19 protein-coding genes are annotated in these 22533 nt (G+C 27.2%); 9 read left to right on the forward strand and 10 right to left on the reverse strand.

What is annotated here, in order from left to right; translation table 11 throughout:
- Positions 1–24: 24 nt before the first annotated feature.
- Entirely contained in the window at positions 25–600 is a 576-nt protein-coding gene (locus tag GCL60_RS14975; protein WP_153421576.1) for a TMEM175 family protein, read from the forward strand.
- 290 nt (positions 601–890) lie between these two features.
- Complete coding sequence (locus GCL60_RS14980; RefSeq protein ID WP_153421480.1) at positions 891–1652, forward strand: hypothetical protein; 762 nt, start codon at positions 891–893, stop codon at positions 1650–1652.
- Positions 1653–1832: 180 nt separating this feature from the next.
- On the opposite strand, the gene GCL60_RS14985 is transcribed toward GCL60_RS14980, so the two are convergent.
- Together GCL60_RS14985 and GCL60_RS14990 are read right to left on the reverse strand one after the other, a co-directional pair.
- Complete coding sequence (locus tag GCL60_RS14985; RefSeq protein WP_153421481.1) at positions 1833–1973, reverse strand: hypothetical protein; 141 nt, start codon at positions 1971–1973, stop codon at positions 1833–1835.
- A gap of 850 nt (positions 1974–2823) precedes the next feature.
- Positions 2824–4152, reverse strand: a complete 1329-nt coding sequence (locus GCL60_RS14990; protein WP_202614043.1) for a putative Na+/H+ antiporter — start codon at positions 4150–4152, stop codon at positions 2824–2826.
- Positions 4153–4229: 77 nt separating this feature from the next.
- Here GCL60_RS14990 and GCL60_RS14995 point away from each other — a divergent pair, with 77 nt between their 5' ends.
- The gene (locus tag GCL60_RS14995) at positions 4230–4925 is read left to right on the forward strand and encodes a YjjG family noncanonical pyrimidine nucleotidase (RefSeq protein ID WP_161998238.1); all 696 of its coding nucleotides are present in this window, start codon (positions 4230–4232) and stop codon (positions 4923–4925) included.
- A gap of 59 nt (positions 4926–4984) precedes the next feature.
- Here GCL60_RS14995 and GCL60_RS15000 read toward each other — a convergent pair whose 3' ends face one another.
- The gene (locus GCL60_RS15000; RefSeq protein WP_161998239.1) at positions 4985–5812 is read right to left on the reverse strand and encodes an alpha/beta fold hydrolase; all 828 of its coding nucleotides are present in this window, start codon (positions 5810–5812) and stop codon (positions 4985–4987) included.
- Between the two features lie 326 nt (positions 5813–6138).
- On the opposite strand from GCL60_RS15000, the gene GCL60_RS15005 reads away from it, so the two are divergent.
- The 3 genes from GCL60_RS15005 to GCL60_RS15015 all read left to right on the forward strand — a co-directional run bounded on the left by GCL60_RS15005 (position 6139) and on the right by GCL60_RS15015 (position 13401).
- Positions 6139–11721, forward strand: a complete 5583-nt coding sequence (locus tag GCL60_RS15005; protein ID WP_153421484.1) for a calcium-binding protein — start codon at positions 6139–6141, stop codon at positions 11719–11721.
- A gap of 32 nt (positions 11722–11753) precedes the next feature.
- Positions 11754–12329, forward strand: a complete 576-nt coding sequence (locus tag GCL60_RS15010) for an RNase A-like domain-containing protein (RefSeq protein ID WP_153421485.1) — start codon at positions 11754–11756, stop codon at positions 12327–12329.
- A 190-nt stretch (positions 12330–12519) separates the two neighbouring features.
- Positions 12520–13401 carry a LysR family transcriptional regulator gene (locus GCL60_RS15015; RefSeq protein WP_153421486.1) on the forward strand — a complete coding sequence of 294 codons (882 nt, stop codon included), beginning with the start codon at positions 12520–12522 and terminating at the stop codon, positions 13399–13401.
- Between the two features lie 4 nt (positions 13402–13405).
- Here GCL60_RS15015 and GCL60_RS15020 read toward each other — a convergent pair whose 3' ends face one another.
- Complete coding sequence (locus GCL60_RS15020; protein ID WP_153421487.1) at positions 13406–14113, reverse strand: class II aldolase/adducin family protein; 708 nt, start codon at positions 14111–14113, stop codon at positions 13406–13408.
- Positions 14064–14828, reverse strand: a complete 765-nt coding sequence (locus GCL60_RS15025; protein WP_153421488.1) for an iron-containing redox enzyme family protein — start codon at positions 14826–14828, stop codon at positions 14064–14066. Before GCL60_RS15025 ends, GCL60_RS15020 begins: the two co-directional genes overlap by 50 nt.
- A gap of 240 nt (positions 14829–15068) precedes the next feature.
- Between GCL60_RS15025 and GCL60_RS15030 the strand changes: the two genes are divergently transcribed.
- Positions 15069–15551 (forward strand): Hsp20/alpha crystallin family protein, encoded by a 483-nt coding sequence (locus tag GCL60_RS15030; protein ID WP_153421489.1) that lies wholly within the window; start codon positions 15069–15071, stop codon positions 15549–15551.
- Between the two features lie 85 nt (positions 15552–15636).
- On the opposite strand, the gene fabF is transcribed toward GCL60_RS15030, so the two are convergent.
- A complete protein-coding gene (gene fabF, locus GCL60_RS15035) occupies positions 15637–16878 on the reverse strand; it encodes a beta-ketoacyl-ACP synthase II (RefSeq protein WP_153421490.1) in 1242 nt (413 codons plus the stop codon).
- A gap of 172 nt (positions 16879–17050) precedes the next feature.
- Here fabF and GCL60_RS15040 point away from each other — a divergent pair, with 172 nt between their 5' ends.
- Positions 17051–17719, forward strand: a complete 669-nt coding sequence (locus GCL60_RS15040) for an HAD family hydrolase (RefSeq protein WP_153421491.1) — start codon at positions 17051–17053, stop codon at positions 17717–17719.
- Positions 17720–17723: 4 nt separating this feature from the next.
- Positions 17724–18389, forward strand: coding sequence for a lipoate--protein ligase family protein (locus tag GCL60_RS15045; RefSeq protein ID WP_153421492.1), 666 nt, complete (start codon positions 17724–17726; stop codon positions 18387–18389).
- Between the two features lie 7 nt (positions 18390–18396).
- Here the strand turns inward: GCL60_RS15045 and GCL60_RS15050 are convergent, their stop codons facing one another.
- The 4 genes from GCL60_RS15050 to rpmE form a co-directional block, all read right to left on the reverse strand.
- Positions 18397–19821 (reverse strand): phenylacetate--CoA ligase family protein, encoded by a 1425-nt coding sequence (locus tag GCL60_RS15050; protein ID WP_153421493.1) that lies wholly within the window; start codon positions 19819–19821, stop codon positions 18397–18399.
- Between the two features lie 249 nt (positions 19822–20070).
- Positions 20071–21027, reverse strand: coding sequence for a peptide chain release factor N(5)-glutamine methyltransferase (gene prmC / locus GCL60_RS15055; protein WP_153421494.1), 957 nt, complete (start codon positions 21025–21027; stop codon positions 20071–20073).
- Positions 21028–21030: 3 nt separating this feature from the next.
- Positions 21031–22104 carry a peptide chain release factor 1 gene (gene prfA / locus GCL60_RS15060; RefSeq protein ID WP_153421495.1) on the reverse strand — a complete coding sequence of 358 codons (1074 nt, stop codon included), beginning with the start codon at positions 22102–22104 and terminating at the stop codon, positions 21031–21033.
- A gap of 124 nt (positions 22105–22228) precedes the next feature.
- Positions 22229–22447, reverse strand: coding sequence for a 50S ribosomal protein L31 (gene rpmE, locus GCL60_RS15065; protein ID WP_153421496.1), 219 nt, complete (start codon positions 22445–22447; stop codon positions 22229–22231).
- Between the last annotated feature and the right edge of the window lie 86 nt (positions 22448–22533).

Consider the following 22533-nt stretch of genomic DNA (forward strand, 5'->3'; position numbering starts at 1 on the left):
TTAACTCACAAAAAAACGATTACTATGCATAAAGGCAGACTTGAAGCATTTAGCGATGGTGTTTTAGCGATCATTATTACTATTATGGTATTAGAGTTAAAAATTCCGCATACAGATGATTTATATGAACTTTTACCTCTATTACCCATATTTTTAAGCTATTTTTTGAGTTTTATTTATGTAGGAATTTATTGGAATAATCACCATCATGTCTTTCAAATAGTGAAACATGTCAATGGAAAAATATTATGGGCAAATTTGAATTTATTATTTTGGCTTTCCTTACTTCCTTTCGCTACCGCTTGGTCTGGTGAGAATTCTTTTTCAAAAACTCCCGTTGCTATGTACGGCTTTATTTTACTTATGGCATCTGTTTCTTTTTATATTTTAGTAAAATCTCTTGCCTCATCGCATGGCTCAGACTCAGATATTGCAAAATCTCTTGGCGGTAATTTAAAAGGTAAAATATCAATTGTTATTTATGCACTTGCAATTTTTTTAACTTACTATTCTTCCTATGTTTCGATGTTTATTTATTTATTTGTAGCTATTCTTTGGATAATTCCAGACAAAAGAGTTGAAAATATAGTTCAAGAATAATATTTTAATTATAATATCATTACTTTTTATACATAATAGCATTAATAAAAACAATTATATTGATTATTATCTATATAAAATATTAAATATTAAAATTATATTTAATATTTTATTTTATATAATTAGATTAATTTTCCACTATTATAAGATACTATAGAAAGATTTATATGTTTAAATTATGTAATATGTAAAAAAATACAGTAATAAATTATTCAAATGGAAAATTCGAATTTAAATATTATAATAGCTATTATAAAAAAAGATTTGAAGAAGAAGACTACTTAGCTTATTTGGTTTTAACAAAAAATAATTTCAATAAAAATGTATTAAATGTATCAAGAAAATTAGCCGATCAATTAAAAATATGTAAATTTTTATATACAGAAATAAATAATAGCTTTATGTCTAAAAAAGGAACCTATCCTATACCAAAATTAGAATTTAAATCAAATAATGATGTAATTAATTTTTTTGAGACTGAAACAGATTCATTATTAATATTATCTGTTTTTTGGCATGTTGGGTTTTCATTATCTTATATTGAGCATCAGGAAATTTTTAAAAAAGTAGTAAAATATGTTAAAAATAATAATACATTTTATACTTCACATATTTCTCCTACAAAAGATTATACAGAGGATAAAAACATGAAAGATAAATCATTAATTAATTATAATATTACTAGATTTGGAAATACTTCGTTTGTCCAATCACGTAAACTTTTTGATAATAAATTTTATTCATATAGTTTTTCAAAAGATTATATAAGAGTTAATGCTAATTCAAAAAATGAAGATGTACAAAATTTTATTAAAAATAACATACCATTTATTTCTGGATTTTCAGGAATTGCAAATCTTTCTTGTAAAGTAATTTTATTATCTGGTATAAAACCAAAATCAAACGAATCAATAATGTTTATGGAATCAATGGCTGCATTTATTGTTGCTTCAGGTATGCACTCTTATACAGAAGTTTATAGTTCATATAATTTATTTCTTAATTTATTCAGTAAAAAAAATAAATACTCTTTTTTTATAAATATAAATTAGAAAGAAATATATTTTATTAATTATAGAATCTGTTTATTTTTATACATTTGTAAAATCTCTTGATACAGAATTATTTATTGCAAATATTTGGATAATTCCAGACAAAAGAGTTGAAAATATAGTTCAAGAATAATATTTAAATGAAATTCAAGAAAATAATTAATTTTATATAAACATCAATTAATTATTATTTTCAGAAAAAAACTTTTTTGCAGTTTTATTTAACGAAATTAATGCTCTTTCAATATCAGCAGATGATGTTCGCCAATTACAAAATGCAGCACGAATTCCATGCTGCTCTTTATAAATGGTTTGAGACAAAAAAACTTCACCTTCTTTGTGCAATATTCTTGAGTTTTCTGGAGTAAGATAAAATAAATTTGGAAACTCATTTAATTCGCTTAAGTAACTAGCTCGATTGTAAAAAGTTTTTTGCTGAATTTTTTGTATGTTTTGTTAACTGAATAGAATAATAATATTATTCTTCTATTCAGTTAAATTATCAAAATCTACAGAATTCACTGTTCCAGCATTTGCCACAACTATAATTGGCTTTGCTTTATTTCTTTCTAATTCTTCTTTTAAAAAAGAAATATCAATACATTCTCTATCAGGTTCACATGGTATATATATTTAAAGAATCACGACCCATTCCAAGCATAGCAAGCGATTTTAATATACTTGAATTAGGTGATGCACTTAAAATTTTTAATTGGTAAAGTTTGTATAAACCATCTTCGGTAATATCAATTTAATTCCTTTCTCCAGCCCATTGACTTCCTATTGCAAGAGCAACAAAATTAGAAATTGTTGCTTCACTTACAAAAGTACCATTAAAATCATTAGATATGCCAAATAATTCACGTAACATGTAAAGATGTGCTAAAAAATGATTTACAAACTCTTCTAAAGCTCCGTTAGATCCTTTAGAGTTTTCTTGTAATCCATTTAAAATGTGTTCTTTATTTTTTCTGTCTGGTACAATTCTGTTATCAATATTATTATAAAAATTTTACTACATTTAAGAGTAAATTTTGAAGTTTAGGAGTTTTATTCTGTCATTTAATATTTCTTTCATATTAATTCACCTATATTAACTATCTTTTTAAAAGAAATATTAACATAATTATGATTTTTTATAAATTGTCAAGGCAGAATTATAATTTAAAAATTATAGAAAAATTAAACATATTATCGCAATTAAAGTATACGGCAAAGAACCTAAAAATAAATAAAGAGGACTTATTCCATCTTCACCCAAATTTTTATTTAAAATTCCGTAGCCAATTGGATTGGGTGCATTTGCAATAACGGTTAATCCACCACCAGCCACAGCTCCAGCAACAAGTGAATATTTCATAGCATCTGATAAATTAGGAACTAAGGTACCTAAATAAGTTAAAGCTGCATTGTCTGTAACAGCAGTTAAAGCTGTAGCTCCAATAAACATTGTAACTGGCTGCAATAAATTTACTAAAGGAATAAGCCACCATTGTTGTAGAGCGCCTAAAGTAACAAGGCCGCCTAAGAAGAAACCAACAAGTAAACTTTCTCTTATTTTTAAAGAATCATGATATTCTTTTGTTACTTCAAACCAACCAATAAATAATAAAAATAATGGAATTAAAAAAGAAACATATTTATGATAAACAATACATAGTATTAGAAATACAATATTTGTAACAATTATCCAATAAGGTGTTTTTTGCTTTTCTTCATTTATAATTAGGCTTTTTTCAGTATCTTTAATTGGATTTCTAAAAATCACAGAAGTTACTAATGTGCCAATTAGAACGGCAATAATTGATTTCCAACCAAAGTTTGTAAACATAAATTGAAGATCCCATTTCCATGTATTTGCAACGATTAAAACGGGTGGTGCGGCAAAATGAGTGAGTGTGCCTCCGATAGAAATATTAACAAATAATAATCCAAGCATAGCATACTTAAATCTCATATTTTCTGTTTTCGAGAAAAAATGCTCTTGTAATAATAAAGCACATACTGTCATAGCAACGGGCTCAGTAATTAATGAACCTGATAAAGAGCCAAAAATATAAATACAACAAAAAAGAGCAATTTTTTTATGAACAAAAAATATTTTAGAAAAGAATAAGGATAAAAAATTTATTCCTCTATCAGCAAGATACATAACAGGTTTTGTTGCTGACATACACATAATAATAAAAACAAAAATAGCTTCTTTAAAATCAAGTTCATTTAAAAAACTTAATGATGCAGGCATTCCTAAATAAACAGAAATTAAAGCAATAAAAATAAAAGCCCAAAAACCAAATACGACTTCAACTTCTCCCAAAAAGTGAAGAACTTTTTCTGACATAGATCCCTTTGGACGCTTATGTGCCATAGCTATAATTCGACTGGTACAAAACGTATGCAAAACAGCGCATACAAAAATAAAAGTTGCAGAATAAATAATTACTTTATTTTGTAAAAGTTCACTCATTATTGAAATTTGTTCAGGACAACTTACTGCCATTTTTAAAACTTTCCTTGCAGTTATTTAAGGGCTTTGCCATATTCAAATCGGATGAATTAATGGAAAGGCTCCTATTTATGAAATATTCCCTTGTTTTTTTTGATGCTGACGATACCCTCTTTGACTTTAGCAAATCTCAAGAAATTGCTTTTCGAGAGTCCATTTCGCACTTTAATATAAGCTATCATACGGATAGACTTTATTACGAATATAAAAAATCAAATAAAGAACTCTGGGCAAAATTGGAACAAGGCTCCATTAACGCAGATGAATTAAGATTACTCCGTTTCAAAAACATTTTTGAAACTCATAAAATTAATCAAGATCCTAAAATCTTTGGCGACTATTATATAGAAAAGATTTCAAAAAGTACACATTTAATCCCCTATGCCTTACAAATCTGTCAGTTTATTAAATCACTAAATATAAAAATTGGAATTATAACAAATGGTTTTACCGATACTCAAAAAAACAGATTTGAGAAATCAGAGCTATTTCCCTTTTTTGATTCTATTACAATTTCCCAAGAAACAGGCTTTCGTAAACCACAACCTGAAATTTTTGAAATCGCATTAAAGAAACACTTAAACATAAAAAAAGAAGAAGTCCTTATGATAGGTGATAATTTACATGCAGATATTCTAGGAGCGAATGAATTTGGAATGGATACATGCTGGTTTCACAAAAGCGGGGGACAACCTAAAGCCGATATTCAGCCTAAATATATCATTACAGAGTTAATGCAACTTAAAAAAATTATTGCTAAAACATAATACAATTAAAAAAATTTTAATAAAATAAGTATTATTTTTATATTAAATTAAATTAGAAATCATTTTGAATAAAAATTCTCAATTTCTTCTATCATAAGTTCAGGAGCTTCATCCGCAACAAAATGACCTACTTTTTCTAAAACTTTTGTTTTTGCATTAGGAATTAATTTTTTCCAATATTCATAAGATTTTAAAGTAATTAATTTATCTGATGCTCCCCATAATAACAAAACAGGAATTTTAGAAAGTTTATTTAATTGATTCTCTATTTGCCAAACATCGTCATTTTCTTTCACAAGAGCTTGAGCAAATCCCCAAGTGCCAAACCTTTCGTCTTGATTTTTAAACTTCTCTATATATTTTTGATGTTTTTCTATCGTTAGAGGAGTATGTTTTCCCCATGCTAACTTAACAAAAAATTTTGGAGAATAATTCATTTTTAAATATAAAAATTTCATTGTTGCAGATGACATTAAAAATTTCATCCAATTAGGAAAATATTCAATTTTACTCATAGGCCATGCCCAAGAATTTATGATAACTAAACTAGATACCAAATTCATATTTTCAAGAATAAAAGGAAGAGAAATAATTCCTCCAAAATCATGAACCACAATATGAAATTTTTTTAAATTTAAATGCTGTATTAATTTTGAAAAATTCTCTTGATGATTTTGAATGGTATAATCATAATCTTTGGGCTTGTCAGACGCTCCAAACCCAATATGATCTGGAGCAATAACTCGAAATGTATTTTTAAATTTATTTATAACAGTAATAAACTCATCCGATGAGCTTGGTGTTCCATGAACAAATATTATGGGAAAACCATTTCCAATATCATGATATCTTAAAACTATACCCTTTTGTATTTCCAATTCATCCATATTATTCCTCTCCATTACAAATTAATAAATAGCAAGTTCATATTTGAGATAAATCAACTATAATCTATCTAACTTCAAAAAAAATATTTATGCCATTATTATTTATTTATTTTCAAAATATTTTTTTATAATAATTAAATTATTTAAATAATAAATAGAATATTAAATTAAAAACAATTTATTATAAAATAGAATTCTTATTTTTATAAAAATATTAATATTTATTTACTTTTTTTAAAATTTAAAATAACTACTTTTGTCATTTTTGTATTTTTAATAAATTACAAAATTATATTGTTTTAAATATTTAAATCAAAGGAAATCAAATGATTAAAAAAAAATTCTCTCTTATTTCTTTTTTTGCGATAACGGGAATTGCTTTTCATTCAGGATGCTCTAAATTTAACAATGATAGAGATAAAAATAATTCTGATTTTAATAGTTTAAGTATTTCTAAGGCAACAAAAGAAAATTCTAATATACAAACATCAATAGATAATACTTTTGAAAATACTTTTAAAATATACACAGATACCTTATCTGAAGATGAAAAAATTAACTATCTGACCAAAACCTATAAAAGATATTTAGTTAAAATTCAAAAAAAAGAAAATAAATTATTTCTTACTTCAAATTTAAATATTGAGAATAAAGAATTTAGTTCAATAAATGATTTAAATAGAGGACTGCAAAAAGAAATTTTTAGCAAAAACACTGAAAGTATTAAAAAATTTCAAAATAATTATAGTATTAAATTTAATTTTAATTCAAATCAAAATGAAAATTTATTTGAATTAGAAAGCTATTGGTTAAATACTAAACTGGAATTTAATGATTTTGAAACTGCTATCAAGTCGATTATTAATGAATATCAAGTGATTACTGAAAAATATATTCAAATAGCAGAAAATATTATACAAGGTAAAGTTTCAGAAAACGATTTTTATAAACTTAATTTCCAAGGTTATAATGATAATATTAGTGATTTTATAGATGCTATTTCAAATAAAAATATAGTTTCGTATCATGATAATTCAATTATTGGCTCATTATTTTATCCAACTTTTTTATTTTTAATAGATAGTGAAAATAATAATTTTTATAAAATAAATGATAAAAATAAAATAAATAATACTTTAATTGATATTTATAACCAATATATAAACATAAATGAAACTATAATTCATTTATTAAATAACAAAAATTCAATCCCTGATGAATTAATTGAACTTAAGTTTCTAAATTTAGAATTTCAAACAAGCCTAATAAATAAAATTGGTGACCTTGTTAAAAATAAAGACCAAAATAATTTAGATAAAACTTTAAAATATATTGAATTAAAAGCAAATAAATTAATTGAGACTGAAAATAATTTAAATTTTAAAATTAATAATTCTTCCAATAATATAAAATTAAATGTAGAAAAAATTAAAGATAGTTTTAGTAAAATAAATTCTCTTAAAGATTATATTGGTGGATGCCAAGCCCATTTATATGTTGATGGCTCTTGCTGGCAAAGTGAATTTGGCTATTTAAGTCATGTCATTTCAGAACAAGAAAAGAAACTTTATAACTACTATAATGGAAATAATTTTATTAATTCAAAAGATAAAGAAATATTAAAATTATATAAAAATATTATAAAATTTGAAAATAATTTTAAATTATTTAATCAAATAAATTCAATGTATTCATATGATAAAATAAAATTAATTAATCATTTAAGGTTTATCAATGAATCTATTTATCGAATAAATAATATTGAAAACGTATTAAAAGAATTTTCTGATATCGGCTACAATTTTCAAACAAAAAAATCATTTAAAGCTTGGCTTAATGAATTTAATGTAGAACTGCCAACAAATTTAAGTATTTTCCATGATTATTATAAAAACATCCAAAATTTTAATGAAGGAATTGAATTATCAGGGACAGAATTTGCTATATTAATGACAAATCAATCTGGCTTAGGATTAATTCCTTTACCTCCTGTAAATTTACTATCATCATTACCAAATCAAATATTCAAACAAAATATTTCCTGTAACTATAATTTTAATGCATTAGATAATGAATCAGAAGAATATAAAATAATTCGCGGTATAAAAGACAATCAAAACTCTAATGCATTTGAAAAAATTACAAATAGAATTAAGTTATTAAATGATTTATCAATAAAAAAATCCCAATTAAGGGTTTGGCATAAATTATATACAGAAATAGACAAAAATCCTAATATTAATATTGAAAATTTAATAAAAAAGACAAGAGGAAATATACTTGCGGAATCAGTAAATCATTTTTATGATTTAAAAGCATTAGATAATATATTTGATAAAGAATCAAAAAACAAAAATATAGAACATTTAAAAAAGTCTCAAAATTATTTATTAAACTCAACAAAAGATAATAATTTTCAATTAAACTTTTATAGATATATTATTAAACACTTAACATTTTTAAAAGATTCTTATGAAAATGAGACAAATAATAAAATAGATATTTCAAATATTGATATTAATATTGAAGTAAGAAATTTGAATACAAAAGAAGTTTCTATAGAAATAAAATCTATGATTGATTATTTAGATCTATTAGGATTAAAAGACGACTTAGAAAAAGCAATTATAAACAAAATTTCACGAAAAGATTCTTTACTTGATTCTTCTTTTTTAAGAAATGCAAATAATTATATTGAAAACAATAGTAATTTTCAGTTTCAAAAAAATAAATCTCAATTTTCTGATAATTTAAATAAATTTTATTTCCCAGATTATTTACTACCAATGAGTTCATCATATTATAAAAATGAGAATGAAAAAATATTTAAGACAGATTTATTTTTAAAAGATTTAGAAAACTATTCTAAAATATCAGAAAGTAAAAAATTATTAATAAATGATATTCTTTCTACAATTTTTAACTATGAATTTGATGAAATAAAAGCAAAAACAAAAATTGGAACTGAATTTAATACCTCATTAAAAAACATCTATAGTAGAATATATAACCAGTTTTATAAATTTAAAAACGATTCTTTACCAGCATTTATTTTTAGTTCAAATCAATTTGACTTATATAAATCATTTAATACTTATATTTTTGAAAATGAAAATCATGAAAGCAAAATTAGTAAAATTAAAAAAATTGGTAATCGTTTATTAAAAACAATAAATGCCGTTAATATAGGCATGAATATTGTTTATACGCCATCAAGAATTTTTAGCATTCATAGTTTATATTCTGATAAAGATTACATAAGAGGCTCACGTGAAACTGGTGGTATTATAATTGATTCTTTTGATATGTTTATTGATATTTACAGAAATAAAGATCTCTTAAAATCAAATCCAGCAATGTTTCATAAACTTGCGAAAGCACAAATTGCTTTAAACACATTATCTGCTGGTTTTAGTTTATGGCAAGGAATTGATAATTTAGTTGAAGCAAAAAAATACGAAGGAAAAAGAAAACAAGATCTTCAAGTAAATGGAGCTATTAATATAGCTTCTGCTGCAGTTTCCTTATCTACAATTGCAGCCGCAAAATTAACCGCAATGGCGGGTCCCGTGGGGGCTGCTACTGGTTTTATATTAATGTCAGCACAAAGTATATATACAGCCGTTCGCTTTCATGAAAGCTTAACAGAATTAGGTGTTGATGAAGAAACAAAAGCTGCTTTGGTTTCTTTTAGCATTATGACATTTGGTATGCAGTTTGATCACAGCAATGTTCCAGGTGTAGCTTATGCTTCAAAAGTTCATATAAAGAAAAACCAATTAAAAGAAAGTCTAAAATATTATAATGATAATCATGAAAAAAGTGGTTTTTATTTTGAAAAAATAATTACACCAGAAATACGTTATTATTATCCCTATACTAGAAGAGACACAACCACATATAATGGTAGTTATTTGCAAGGGCAAAGTACCACAACAATAGGCGGTCAATTATTAATTGACCAAATTCATCAATGTCAAACAAATAATATTTATCCAGAAAATATTTTAAATCAATCTAATAAATTAAATTTAAACTCTTTATATGAAATTTTAGATCATAAAAAGTACAAAAAAATGATATTGCCTGCATCAGAAGTTGGTGTTGGATATGGCAATAGATATTATGATGATACTAGATACTGTGAAGAGAACTCTTTAAATAAATACTCCTTAATGACTACTTTAAAAGCGGATGATAATTCTGTTTTAACAGAATTACAAAAAAATAATTTAAGTAATTTAATTTATGTTGGAATTGATGACCAATATAAACATGGCAGTGGAATATCATACATAAATGGAGAAAATAATTATAAAAACTTCTTTATTATTAATAAAGGTCAATATCACTATAATTTAAAAGGAGCTAATAAAAACGATTATTTTGAAATAAGAAGTCAAGTCTCTAAAAAATTTAATATTAACGGATCTAATTTTTATAAATTAAAAAGAGAACCATTCAAGGGTACATATTTCTATTCATATAATATTAAAACAATGGTTAATGCTTTAAAAAACGATGAATTAAAAATTTATGGGAACGATGGTATTGATACTTTATCAATGCAATTTTTTGAAATGGATAATGAAGTTAAAGATTTTGAACCTAATATTTTTATTAGACAGAGTGAAAATCAATTAATAAAAGATAATCCAATTTCAGATCCAAATAGAGCTCATGAATATAAATATAACTATTACGAAATAATTGGTGGTTATCCAAATATAGATTTAGAGCGATTGCCTGAAGTTGAAGGCATTGAGCAATTTATTGGTTCTAAGTATAATGATATTTATATAGCTACTTCACAAAATGATTTTATTTATGGAAATAAAGGAAAAGATAAATTATATGGCGCAGCGGGTGACGATGTTTTATTTGGAGGAGAAGATATTGACTATTTAGTTGGTGGAGAAGGTAACGATACTTACATGATTAGTAAAGAAGACTTTTTAGTTAATAAAGACAGCTATGATATCATTAATATTTTTGATAAAAACACAAATAGAAGTCCATTTTATACAAATAATATTGAAGAAAAAGATTTCATAAATACTGATATTACAAATCTAGGTATGATAAAAGAAAATAATGATTTATGGATAGTAACAAAATCCGATGAAATATTAAAAAGACATAATTTAACAGAAAATGAGCATGTAAAAATTGTAAAAATTGAAAACTTTTTTCAAGCTATAATTGATAATAATAATAATCTTCCAATTTTATCCTCTAAAGATGGATTTATTTATAACTATGACCCATCTTTAATTTCTAGTGAAAGTATTTTATGGTTAGATACAATAATGATAAATACAAATTATGAAATAAATAAAACTAATATTTTTAATATTCACAGTAAAATTGATACAAAAATAGGACTTCGTCTTGATACTTTAAAAAACCTTTCCGAAATTACCACTGTAATAGGCTCTCCAGATGCGGAAATTATTATTGGAAATAATAAAGATAATGTTTTAAATGGGGTTGAAGGTAACGATCATTTAAATGGAATGGATGGCGATGATATTTTAATTTCTTCACTCGATCTAACTAAAAACAAACCTACTTTAGATTTACATGGCGGTAGAGGCGAAGATATTTATTTTATAAGTATTAAAAATGCTTCATCAGCCATTAACAACAATGCAAATATTTATATAAATGATATTGATACAAACTCTATTATTAATATTGATTTTCCAGATTACTCAAACATAACTTATGGTGGATATATGGGATCAAATCAAATTAATTTTTATGACACAAGCTCATCATTTTCTAATCAAAAAGTTATATTTACTCTGCATTTTAATAACAAAATAAGACCAAGAAAAGTATTAATTAATACCTCTAAAGAGTCTTTTACAATTGGAGAAGATTTTTTAAATTTTAAGCAACATTAAAATATATTTTTATTATTTAAGAAGGAGTATTTATGAAATTGAATTTTATATTTAAATATTTATTAAGTTTATATTTATCTGTTTTTTATTGTTTTCCGTCTTTTAGTTCACCTGGAAGAAATTGTACAACAAATTTAAGTAGATCTTCCCCTCAATTGAATCAAACTCCTCAATCAGGAAGAAATCCTTCTGGAAATCACGGAAATAATCATTGGTTGTATGATCATGAAAATAGAGGAGGTCATTTGATTAGCAGACATATTTCAAAGAGTGATGATGAACTTAGGAATAGGGCTAATATAGAAAGAAAAGTTTCTGTTTCCAGTTTTCATAGTTTTGAATCTGCAGATAAATTTGTTTCAACAATAATTAGCCAAAATCAAAGTGATATAAATCTATGGAAAGCGAATGTCAGCGATCAACAATCATTTGTCATTCAATTAAAAAGAGGAATTACTGAATCAGGAAATACTTTAGTTTCTTCTGGAAAAATATATAATGATAGACATGGTCGTATTGAAAATGCCTACAATGCTAAAGTTGTTCTATTAAAAGATAATCGAATGCGCGAGGGATATAAAATACTAACAGGATATCCTGTAAATTAAAGCATGCCTCAATTTTATAATATTAGAACTATATAAAAATTAGAATAAAACTATCTTTTCTATTTGTATTGAATTATCTTAATAGTATCATTATATTAAACTTCATATTCTAAAAGTGAATTAATTATTTTATAAATACCTGAAAAATACTTTGGTATTGTTACTTAAAGCTAATCTATTTGAGGCATATATGATATCTTCCCCATCAGATCTTTCTTACTTCATAGAAGTTGCAAGCACATTAAACATTTCTAGGGCTGCGGAACGAGCCGGAATAAGTCAACCCTCTTTAAGTTTAGCTATGCAGAGACTAGAAGAATCCATTGGTACACCACTTTTGACGCGCAATAAATCAGGAGTTACCTTAACCCAAGCAGGAAAACAATTACTAGCTCATTCAAAACATCTTTTACAAATATGGGATAAAGTAAAAGACCAAGCACTTGCATCTGTAAATGAAATTCAGGGTTCCTATACTATAGGATGTCACCCTTCAATTGCTTTATATTCTCTTGGAAATTTTCTACCAAATTTAATGGAACAACATAAACAACTAAACATAAAACTAATACATTCTCTTTCTAGAAAAATAGTAGAGGGTGTCATTAGCTCTTCAATCGATATAGGTATTGTCGTAAATCCAATACATCATCCAGATTTAGTTATACGTAAAATTAGCGAAGATGAAATTACTTTCTGGAGCTCAAACTCTGCTCGTGATATTCAAAAAATAAATACAAATGATGCTATTCTTATATGCGATCCTGAATTACTACAAGTTCAATCCGTTTTAAAGAAAATGTCGAAAATTGGGATAAAATTTAATAGAGTGATCACATCAAGCAGTTTAGAAGTTATTTCTATGTTAACTTCTAGTGGATGTGGTGTTGGCATTTTACCTTCCCGTGTTGCCACTTTAATAAAAAGCCAAAAGCTTGAAAAGCTTGAAAATTTCCCTTCTTTTCATGATGAAATCTGTTTACTATTTCGGGTAGAAAATAAAAATGTAAAAACGATTCAAGCAATTTCAAAAGCAATTACAACTTCTATGTCTTCATATCCAACAAAATAAAAATTTATAAAGAATTTACAAAATTTGTCCACATAAATTGATTTTGTTTTTGTCGCACTTCTTGTCTACTCTTTTGTAAATATTCATCTGATATTAATTCTGCTTGCTTTATCCCTAATTGTAATGCTTGTAATTGAATTTGGCACGCCTTATCACAAACAATAAAATCCCAAAGTGCTTCTTGCAATGTTCGCGATGCAGTAAAAAGACCGTGATTTTTTGCAATAACAACTGAGTAATTTCCAAGAGCCTCAGCAATTAAAATTCCTTCATGCGAAGATCTTACAGGCCCAGTATAGCCTGTATAAATACCTTGATCATTATGAATTGAGGCACCAAGTTGAGTTAAAGGTTCTATCTTAATACCAAGTAAACTTTGTACAACTGTATTGTCTGAATGTGTATGAACAATAGCAGATACATCTGGTCGCAAACGATAAATGGCGCGATGAATAATTTCACCAGGGTGTGACTGTCTGTTACCTTCTAAAATATTTCCATCAAGATCAACTCGTAAAACATCGTCTATTTTTATTTGATTAAACGTAACACCGCTTGGATTGATCCAATATTGATTTGTTTCTGGGATACGTACACTCACATTCCCAAATGGACCAGAATCTAATTTTTGTGAAACTAATATATGACAAGCTAAAACAAGCTCATGCCGAAGTTGATAAGATAAGCTGACTTGCATATGATCTTCTTTCATTTTCTCTCCCAAAAGGAATTGCTGAATTAAAAATTTGACTCCAAAACTCGTCCCAAGCTGTTTTACTTTCTATATATCCATCAAATAAATCTTTTGTAAAATCAGGATATTCTAAAATAATTTCACTTATTGCATTTTTAACAATTGTTTGATGGTGTAAATCAATTTCACCAATATGAATATCCCAAAATTCCCATTCTAAATTTTGCTTTATTTTCTCAATTTCAGGATTTTTTGAAAAATACTCATGCATAGTAGATAAATAAATTTGACATAAACATTCTCCACCCATTCCGCGCAAACCAACTCCATAAGCCCATGAATTTTTGTTTAAAGAATTTTGGACAGATAATAAATAAGGCATACAAGTAGTAGATTCATATTGCAATTCTTCATTTTTAATACCTAAGCTTCTTAAAAAGTTATCGTATAAAATAGGATGTGCTGCTTTTGATTTTCCGTTACCTAATTCATCATTTAGAATTTCTGCTAAAATTGATTTTAAATTTCCAAAAGGCATTTTACTTATTAATATTCCAAGGTCAGCTATATAATAGTGCGTAAAAAATCGATATTGAATAAATATATTTTTTAGAACATTTAATGGAGCTACTTTTAAATATTGTAAATTTTTATCAATCCGGTATTTTTCAGTCATTTTTGTCTGGTCAACTAAATCCCAAAAAATATTTTGCGCCTCATTCATATTTTCCATGAATTTCTCCAAATATAAAAAATAATTAATTTTATTTTACAATATTATATTAAATAAATTCTATATATAGATAAAATATAAAACCTCTATCGTTACCATAGGTAATAATTATATCTTAAAAAAACATATATTCTCTTTTATTTTTAAAAACTTAAGACTTACCCCTTTACAAACTGTTTATAATGATTACTTTAATTTTGTGGTTAGAAAAATGTTTTATTATAATTAGGAGGAATTTTTATGTCATTTTTACAAAATTTCAAGAAACCTTCTTCTCTCATATCTCGCTTTGAGGAAGATCCTTTTTATGAATTACAAACAAATATTAATAAACTCTTTGGTAGTCTAATAAATGAGCCGTTAAACGATAAATCATTATCCAAAAAAATTAAATGGAATCCATCCATTGAATTAAAAGAAACACCAAAAGAATTTATACTTATTGCTGATTTACCAGGTTGTGAAAAAAAGGATATTCATATTACTCTTCAAAATGATATTCTTACCATTAAAGGCGAAAGAAACTTTGAAGAAAATAAAAATGATGACAAGTATCATTTAAGTGAAAGGTTTTATGGTTCCTTTGAAAGACAAATACATATGCCTGAAAGCTTAATAAACAAAGAAAGAATTGACGCAAAATTTAATAATGGAGTTCTAACTGTTTCTTTAGAAAGAAAAAATGAAATTCAAAATAATTCAAAAAGAATTGAAATCAATTAATTCAATACATATTTAATTCTAACCACAAAAAAATCGTTGTAACTTGTTAAAAGTTACAACGATTTATCTAATTAAAATATCAAAATTAATTTTTAAACTTTTTAAAAGCTAAAGAAACATTTGTTCCGCCAAATCCAAATGAATTAGATAAAACAGCGTTCACTTCTTTTTTAACTGCTTTTAAAGGGGTATAGTTCAAATCACAATGTTCGCCTGGATTTTCTAAATTAATTGTTGGTGGAATAATTCCTGTTTTAATTGCCATAACTGAAAATACAGCTTCAATACCACCTGCTGCACCTAGTAAATGTCCTGTCATACTTTTTGTAGAGCTTACATTTAGTTTATAAGCTTGTTCTCTGAAAACTGTTTTAATTGCCTGAGATTCGCACAAATCATTTAGCTCTGTAGATGTTCCATGGGCATTTATATAATCAATATCTTCAGGTTTTAATCCAGAGGTATCGAGCGCCTGTTGCATAGCTCGGGCACCACCTTCTCCTTCAGGAGCTGGGGATGTAAAATGATAAGCATCTCCTGATGCACCAAAACCAGCTATTTCACAAATAATATTAGCTCCACGTGCTTTTGCGTACTCATAATCTTCTAAAATAAGTATTCCAGAACCTTCACCCATTATAAAACCACTTCTATCTCTATCGAATGGTCTAGAAGCTTTTTCTGGTTCATCAGAACGATTTGAGCACAATGCTTTCATTTGTCCAAAACCAGCGTAAGCAATTAAACTTAAAGCGGATTCAGCGCCTCCACAAATCATTGCTTTTGCTCTACCAGATTGGATGTACATCATTGCATCACCAATAGAGTGAGCTCCGCTTGAACAAGCTGTTGCAGCACAAATATTTGGACCTTTTGCACCTGTTTCAGAAGAGACCACACCAGCAGCCATATTTCCTATAAAACCCGGAATCGTAAAAGGAGAAACGCGTTTAATTCCTTTTGTTCTTGCGATAAAAGATTGATCTTCTAAATAACCTAGAGCGCCAATTCCAACTCCTATTGAAACACCAATTTGATGATGATTTGTGGCATTAATTTCAAGATTAGCGTTTGCTAATGCCATTTTAGAAGCAGCAACGGCGAGTTGCACAAAACGTTGATTACGTTTAGCTTCTTTCTCATTCATGTATTTAGTTGGATCAAAATTTTTCACTTCACCAGCAATCGTTACGCAATTTTCAGGTGGTTCAAACATGGTTAATTTGCCGATACCACTTTTGCCTGCAATTACGTTTTCCCAGCATTCCTCTAAATTATTGCCGATTGGACATACGATTCCAAGGCCTGTAACAACGACTCGTTTCATTTATCAAACCCTCTCATCAAAACAAAATAAAAGATCAAATGAATAAATACTATCTAGCCCGTATCTTATAAACGTGCTACCTATGCAATTTCTCCAGGCTGTTAATGCTCTGGATCAAAATTTCAACATATACCACACCCTAAGTAATACACGTTGAGTAAGGAACGCAACTATGAATAATCTTAAACAAACAATACTTAACAAAAAAGCTATACTTTGGGATTTTGATGGATGCCTATGTGACTCGGAACGAATTCATTTTTTAGCATATGAAAAGGCATTTATGCAATATAATCATATATTAAATGAGCACGAGTATTATGAAACCTTTACCCATACAGGTGGAGGAGTGTCAAAAGAAATTGAAAAGTATAATATCAAATGCGATCCCGATTTAATCCGCAAAGAAAAAGCAAAATATTATTGGCAACTCATTTCAGACTACCAAGCAAAAATATATCCTGAAATACCTGAAATTTTGTCTATTTTAAATAAAAAAGGGATTATTAATGCAATAGCTAGCAATAGTCCTGCAAATGAAATTAATCTTATTCTTTCACAACATAAAAGCGAAAATCTTCCCATAGATATGATTGTTGGCCTTGAACAAGGAATGCGCAAAAAACCTTTTCCCGATTTATATAATAAAGCAATTTCACAATTAGGAATTGAACCTTCCGAAGCTTTAGTGATTGAAGATTCTGAACGCGGACTTATTGCTGCACATGAAGCAGGCTGTGAATCCGTTTGGGTAAAAACATCTTTAAATATTCGCTTTGAAACAAAAACATCATATATATCAAGACTTACTCATGCTGAAATTTTAAGTGCATTAAAGTAACGATATGTGGATGGATAATTGGGTATTAAATTTACCAAAAAAATATTGGCCAAAATACAAATCTCAAGATTTGAATGAAAATTCTTTTTTATTTCGATTTTTTGAAACAAAACGAAATGTTGTTGTTTTATCAAGCTCCAATAAACCAGATATTGAAGCCAATGTTCTTGAATGTGAAAAAAATAACGTTCCTATTTTGAGAAGAAAAGGTGGTGGGGGAACTGTTGTTTTAGGTGAAGGATGTCTCATTTTAACTTTTGCATTTTATGCAAAAGATGTTTTTGGAAACAATAAATACTTTCAAATGATCAACCAACTTTGGATTAATGCCTTAAAAGAAGCTGGTTGTCCCGAACTTTCGCAAAATGGAATAAGTGATATAAGTTTTTTAGATAAAAAAATTGCTGGTACAAGTATTTTTAGAAAAAAACATTTACTCGTCTATCAAGGAAGCTTACTCGTAAATCCTAATATTGAATTTATTTCGCAACTATTAGCTCACCCATCCCGTGAACCCGATTACAGACAAGGCAGAGATCACAATAGTTTTTTAACAACAACACAAAAACTAGGTTGCCCATTAACGGCTAGTGAACTCGCTGATCATTGTCAGGCGTATTTTCAACAACATGTTGCTCAATTTTTTCAAAATGAAATTCTTAACAAATAATTTTTTATTAATTTAAAACAATATTTGCATTTTCTGTTACTAAAACATTATACAGAATATTAGGTATTTCTTCATAATTATCTAAAAATTTAATTAAAGGAATTTTTCCGTTACTTTCTGGTAAAATATCATCTAACTTTTCTATTTCAAAAGTTATAGAATCATCCGAATTAATTTGTTTTAAATATTTAATTACATTTAATTCACAATTTAATAAATAAATATCATCACAAACAAGACTTATTTTAAAATAATTATTGCCTATAAGAATTTGAGCTTTAACAACTTCTATTGATTTTGCTATAATTTCATAAAATGTTAATGTAAATATTTCAATAGGCTCTCCATTATTATTTTTAAAAACGATGGGTCTATATTTTCTTCCTATAATCCCTTCAAAGGAAAACGCCTCATTTTCATTAGCACTAGATAACGCTAAGTCTCCTAATTCGTATCTAATTAACGGTTGCGACAAATTTACAAAATTTGTAATTACAACCTTTCCAATTTGTCCTTTTGGAACTGGTTTATTATTTTCGTCTAATATCTCTACATGATTTAAGTTATTAAATAATTTAAATTTACCAAAATTTTTTCTTACTGCCATATTCATACATTCACTGCAATTATAAAGATTATAAATATCTGAATTGAAATTTTCTTTAATTAATTTTAAATTTTCGTCTGTTAAAACCTCACCAGAAAGATATATTTTTTTAGGATTTATTTTTAATAATCCTTCTTTTTTATATTTAGTAAGAGATATAAAAATGCCAGGATATGCAATTATCATTTCTGGTTTAAATTGATTCAGTTCATTTATAATTTCATTGATAGGATTTTTAATTGATATTTCTTTTTTATTATATACAGAAACAGGGGCATATCTAAACACCAACGAAGCTATTGTTCTTGTTTCTAATACAGCCAACAAGACAACTCTAGTTTTTATTGAAAATAAAGATTTATATGGTTTAGCATTATTAATAAAATTATTGAATATAATTTTTTTTAATTCTCTATTTTCGTACAATACAGGCAATTTAACACCCGATGTGCCAGAAGTATATACACAATTATATTTATTATCTATGAGTTCATGAGTTTGAGACCTAATCAAAGATTCAAATATTTTATTGCTATTTATATCCTTGGAGCAGATAATATCTTTATAATTGTTTATAATATCCGACTTTTTTATCACAGGAAGAGATTCAAAAGTAATTTTTGCTATGTTTTTTTCGTTAATACCATTTTCATTAAATATTTTCTTATAAAATAAAGAATTATGATAAGCATGTTTTGCAATTTTTCTTAATTTATATATTTTTAAAATATTAATTAATTTATATTTTAACTTTATACTAAAAATAGATAAAAAATCAGCAAATTTTATTAATAATAACTCAATCATTGTTTTAATAAAAAGCATAATTTAAAACCTTTCTAAATATAAGATTATAAATCTTTTATATTCTCAATTATTTTCTATTATTTCTCTTATCTTATTTTTGTTTAAAAAAAATAAAGTATTATTTATTAAAAAATATAGGGACATAAAACCCGTCTCATTATAAATTCCATAAAAAAAGATTACATTATAATAATAGTATTTTTTTAATATTTTTGTTTTATGTCAAGCATTTGTCATCATGCATTTACTGAATGAATTTATTTTATTTTACTCAATTTCCGAATGCTGCTCAATTCGAACCAAAAATCGATCTTTTCCTTCATAATCACAGAGAGCAAACCATTCATTTAATGGCAAGTTCCACATAGGATGATTTATTTGAATAACTTTACTCACACTATTACAAATTTTTTGAGGCTGTTTTTCAGCCAATTCCATAGAAAAAATACTATTTTTATTTAATAATTCAAATTGAATAATATTTTGTAAAATATTTTTACCTATTTTTAGCCCATTATCATCACAAACTAATGCAATTTTAGGTTCAAAATCTTTTACACCAACATCAAGCTTCTGCCATTCTTCTTCTGTAACATAGGGTGGGTTAGAAACAATAATATCTGCTTTTTTATATTCTAATGAAAGCATTTTAAATAAATCAATATTTGTTACATCGGCATTTATCCAAGTAACATTTGAAACAGAATTTAATTCTGCATTTTTAATACAAACATCAATTGCATCTTTAGATAAATCAATACCAACTACTTTTGCTTCAGGATATTTTTTTGCTAAAGCTATAGCAAGACAGCCCGATCCTGTGCATAAATCAAAAATAACTTTTGGCTTTTCATTTTTTAATTTATATTTTTGCAAAACAAAATCTAACATGGTTTCTGTTTCTGGCCTTGGTATTAACACACGATTATCTACATATAATTTAATATCATGCCAATATTTTTCATTTAACAAGTAAGATACAGGCTCACCTTTTAAGCGTTTTTTTACAAGCTCTCTAAATAAATTACGTTCTTTTTCTGTTAGAGGTTTATCAATTTCAATATATAATTGAATTTTTGAAAGGTTAAGAACACGACTTAAAAGAAGTTGAGTATCTAAAAGTGGCGTTTCAATACCACTTTCAGAAAATCTTTTTGTGGTCCAATTTAAAATCTCTCTAACTGACCACAATATTTCTTTTTTTTCTTGTCCAATGACTTGCATATTTTATTTGCCTTCAGCTTGTAACTTTAATGCTTCAGCTTGATAAAACTGACGTAACATATTAAGCATTTCCTGAATTTCGCCTTCCATAAATGCGTCAATAGAGTGGATCGTATGATTAATTCTATGATCTGTAACGCGAGATTGAGGAAAGTTATAAGTACGAATTCTTTCGCTCCTATCGCCTCTACCCACTTGTGATTTACGTTCTTCCGAGAATGCTTTCTCTTTTTCAATTTCAGCCGCTTCAAGCAGTTTAGCTTGTAAGATTTTCATTGCTTTAGAACGGTTTTTTATTTGAGAGCGCTCATCTTGACATGCTACTACAATTCCACTTGGAATATGGGTTATACGAACAGCTGAGTCCGTTCTATTGACGTGCTGACCTCCTGCCCCACCAGCTCGGTAGGTGTCTACACGAAGATCATTTTCATTGATTGAAACTTCCACATCATCGGCTTCAGGCAATACAGCTACTGTAATGGTTGAAGTATGAACTCGCCCCTGCGCCTCTGTTTGAGGTACACGTTGAACACGATGAACACCACTTTCATATTTAAGAATGCTGTAAACACCTTCTCCTTCAATCAAAGCAATAACTTCTTTTGTGCCCCCAAGTTCATTTTCATTGAGTGACATGATTTCCATTTTCCATTTTTTACGTTCTGCATAACGAGCATAAGCCCTAAAAAGCTGACCCGCAAATAAGCTGGCTTCATCACCACCAGCTCCAGCACGAATTTCTAGAAAAATATTTTTTCCGTCATTGGGATCTTTGGGAAGCAAATGTATAGCGAGGTCTTTTTCAAGTTCTTCATAACGTGCTTTTAAGCTTTTAAGCTCATCAAAAGCAAGGTCTTTCATTTCCCCTGTGCTTTCTTCCATAAGCTCTTCTGTTGATTTTTTATCTTCTTCTATTTTTTTAAATTCTCTAAACAAACGCACCGTTTCTTCAAGATCAGAGCGCTCTTTGCTTAGTTTGCGAAATTCAGTGTTGTTTGAAATAATTTCGGGGCGAGAAAGAAGGCTTTCGAGCTCAAGAAATCTACGTTCAATTTTAGCAAGCTGTAGCATCATGAGTTTATATTCCAATTGCAAATAAAGTGAAACCGAATAAGAGGCTCTAAAACCCTCTTAACACGCAAAAAGGGAGCATCCAAAGATTGGACATGCCCCCTGTTTATATCTTAAATATAAGATTTTACTTGCTTGTTTGAACTGTCTTAGCCGCATATTTACGGTTGAAGCGCTCAATACGTCCTGCAGTATCTAGAACCTTGTGTTTACCTGTCCAAAATGGATGGCATACGTTGCAAGTTTCGATTTTTAATACATTTTTTGTGCTACGTGTTTCAAATGTATTCCCACAAGCGCAGTGAACTTCGCATGGGCCAAATTTAGGATGAATGCTTTCTCTCATAAAAACCTCAGAGTTATTAATAGCTTACGCTTGTGTGACTTGCGTGAAAAACTTCCTGCCGAGATTCACGGCACCTGAAGATGGCA

It is taken from the genome of Silvanigrella paludirubra (assembly GCF_009208775.1).
GTDB lineage: Bacteria > Bdellovibrionota_B > Oligoflexia > Silvanigrellales > Silvanigrellaceae > Silvanigrella > Silvanigrella paludirubra.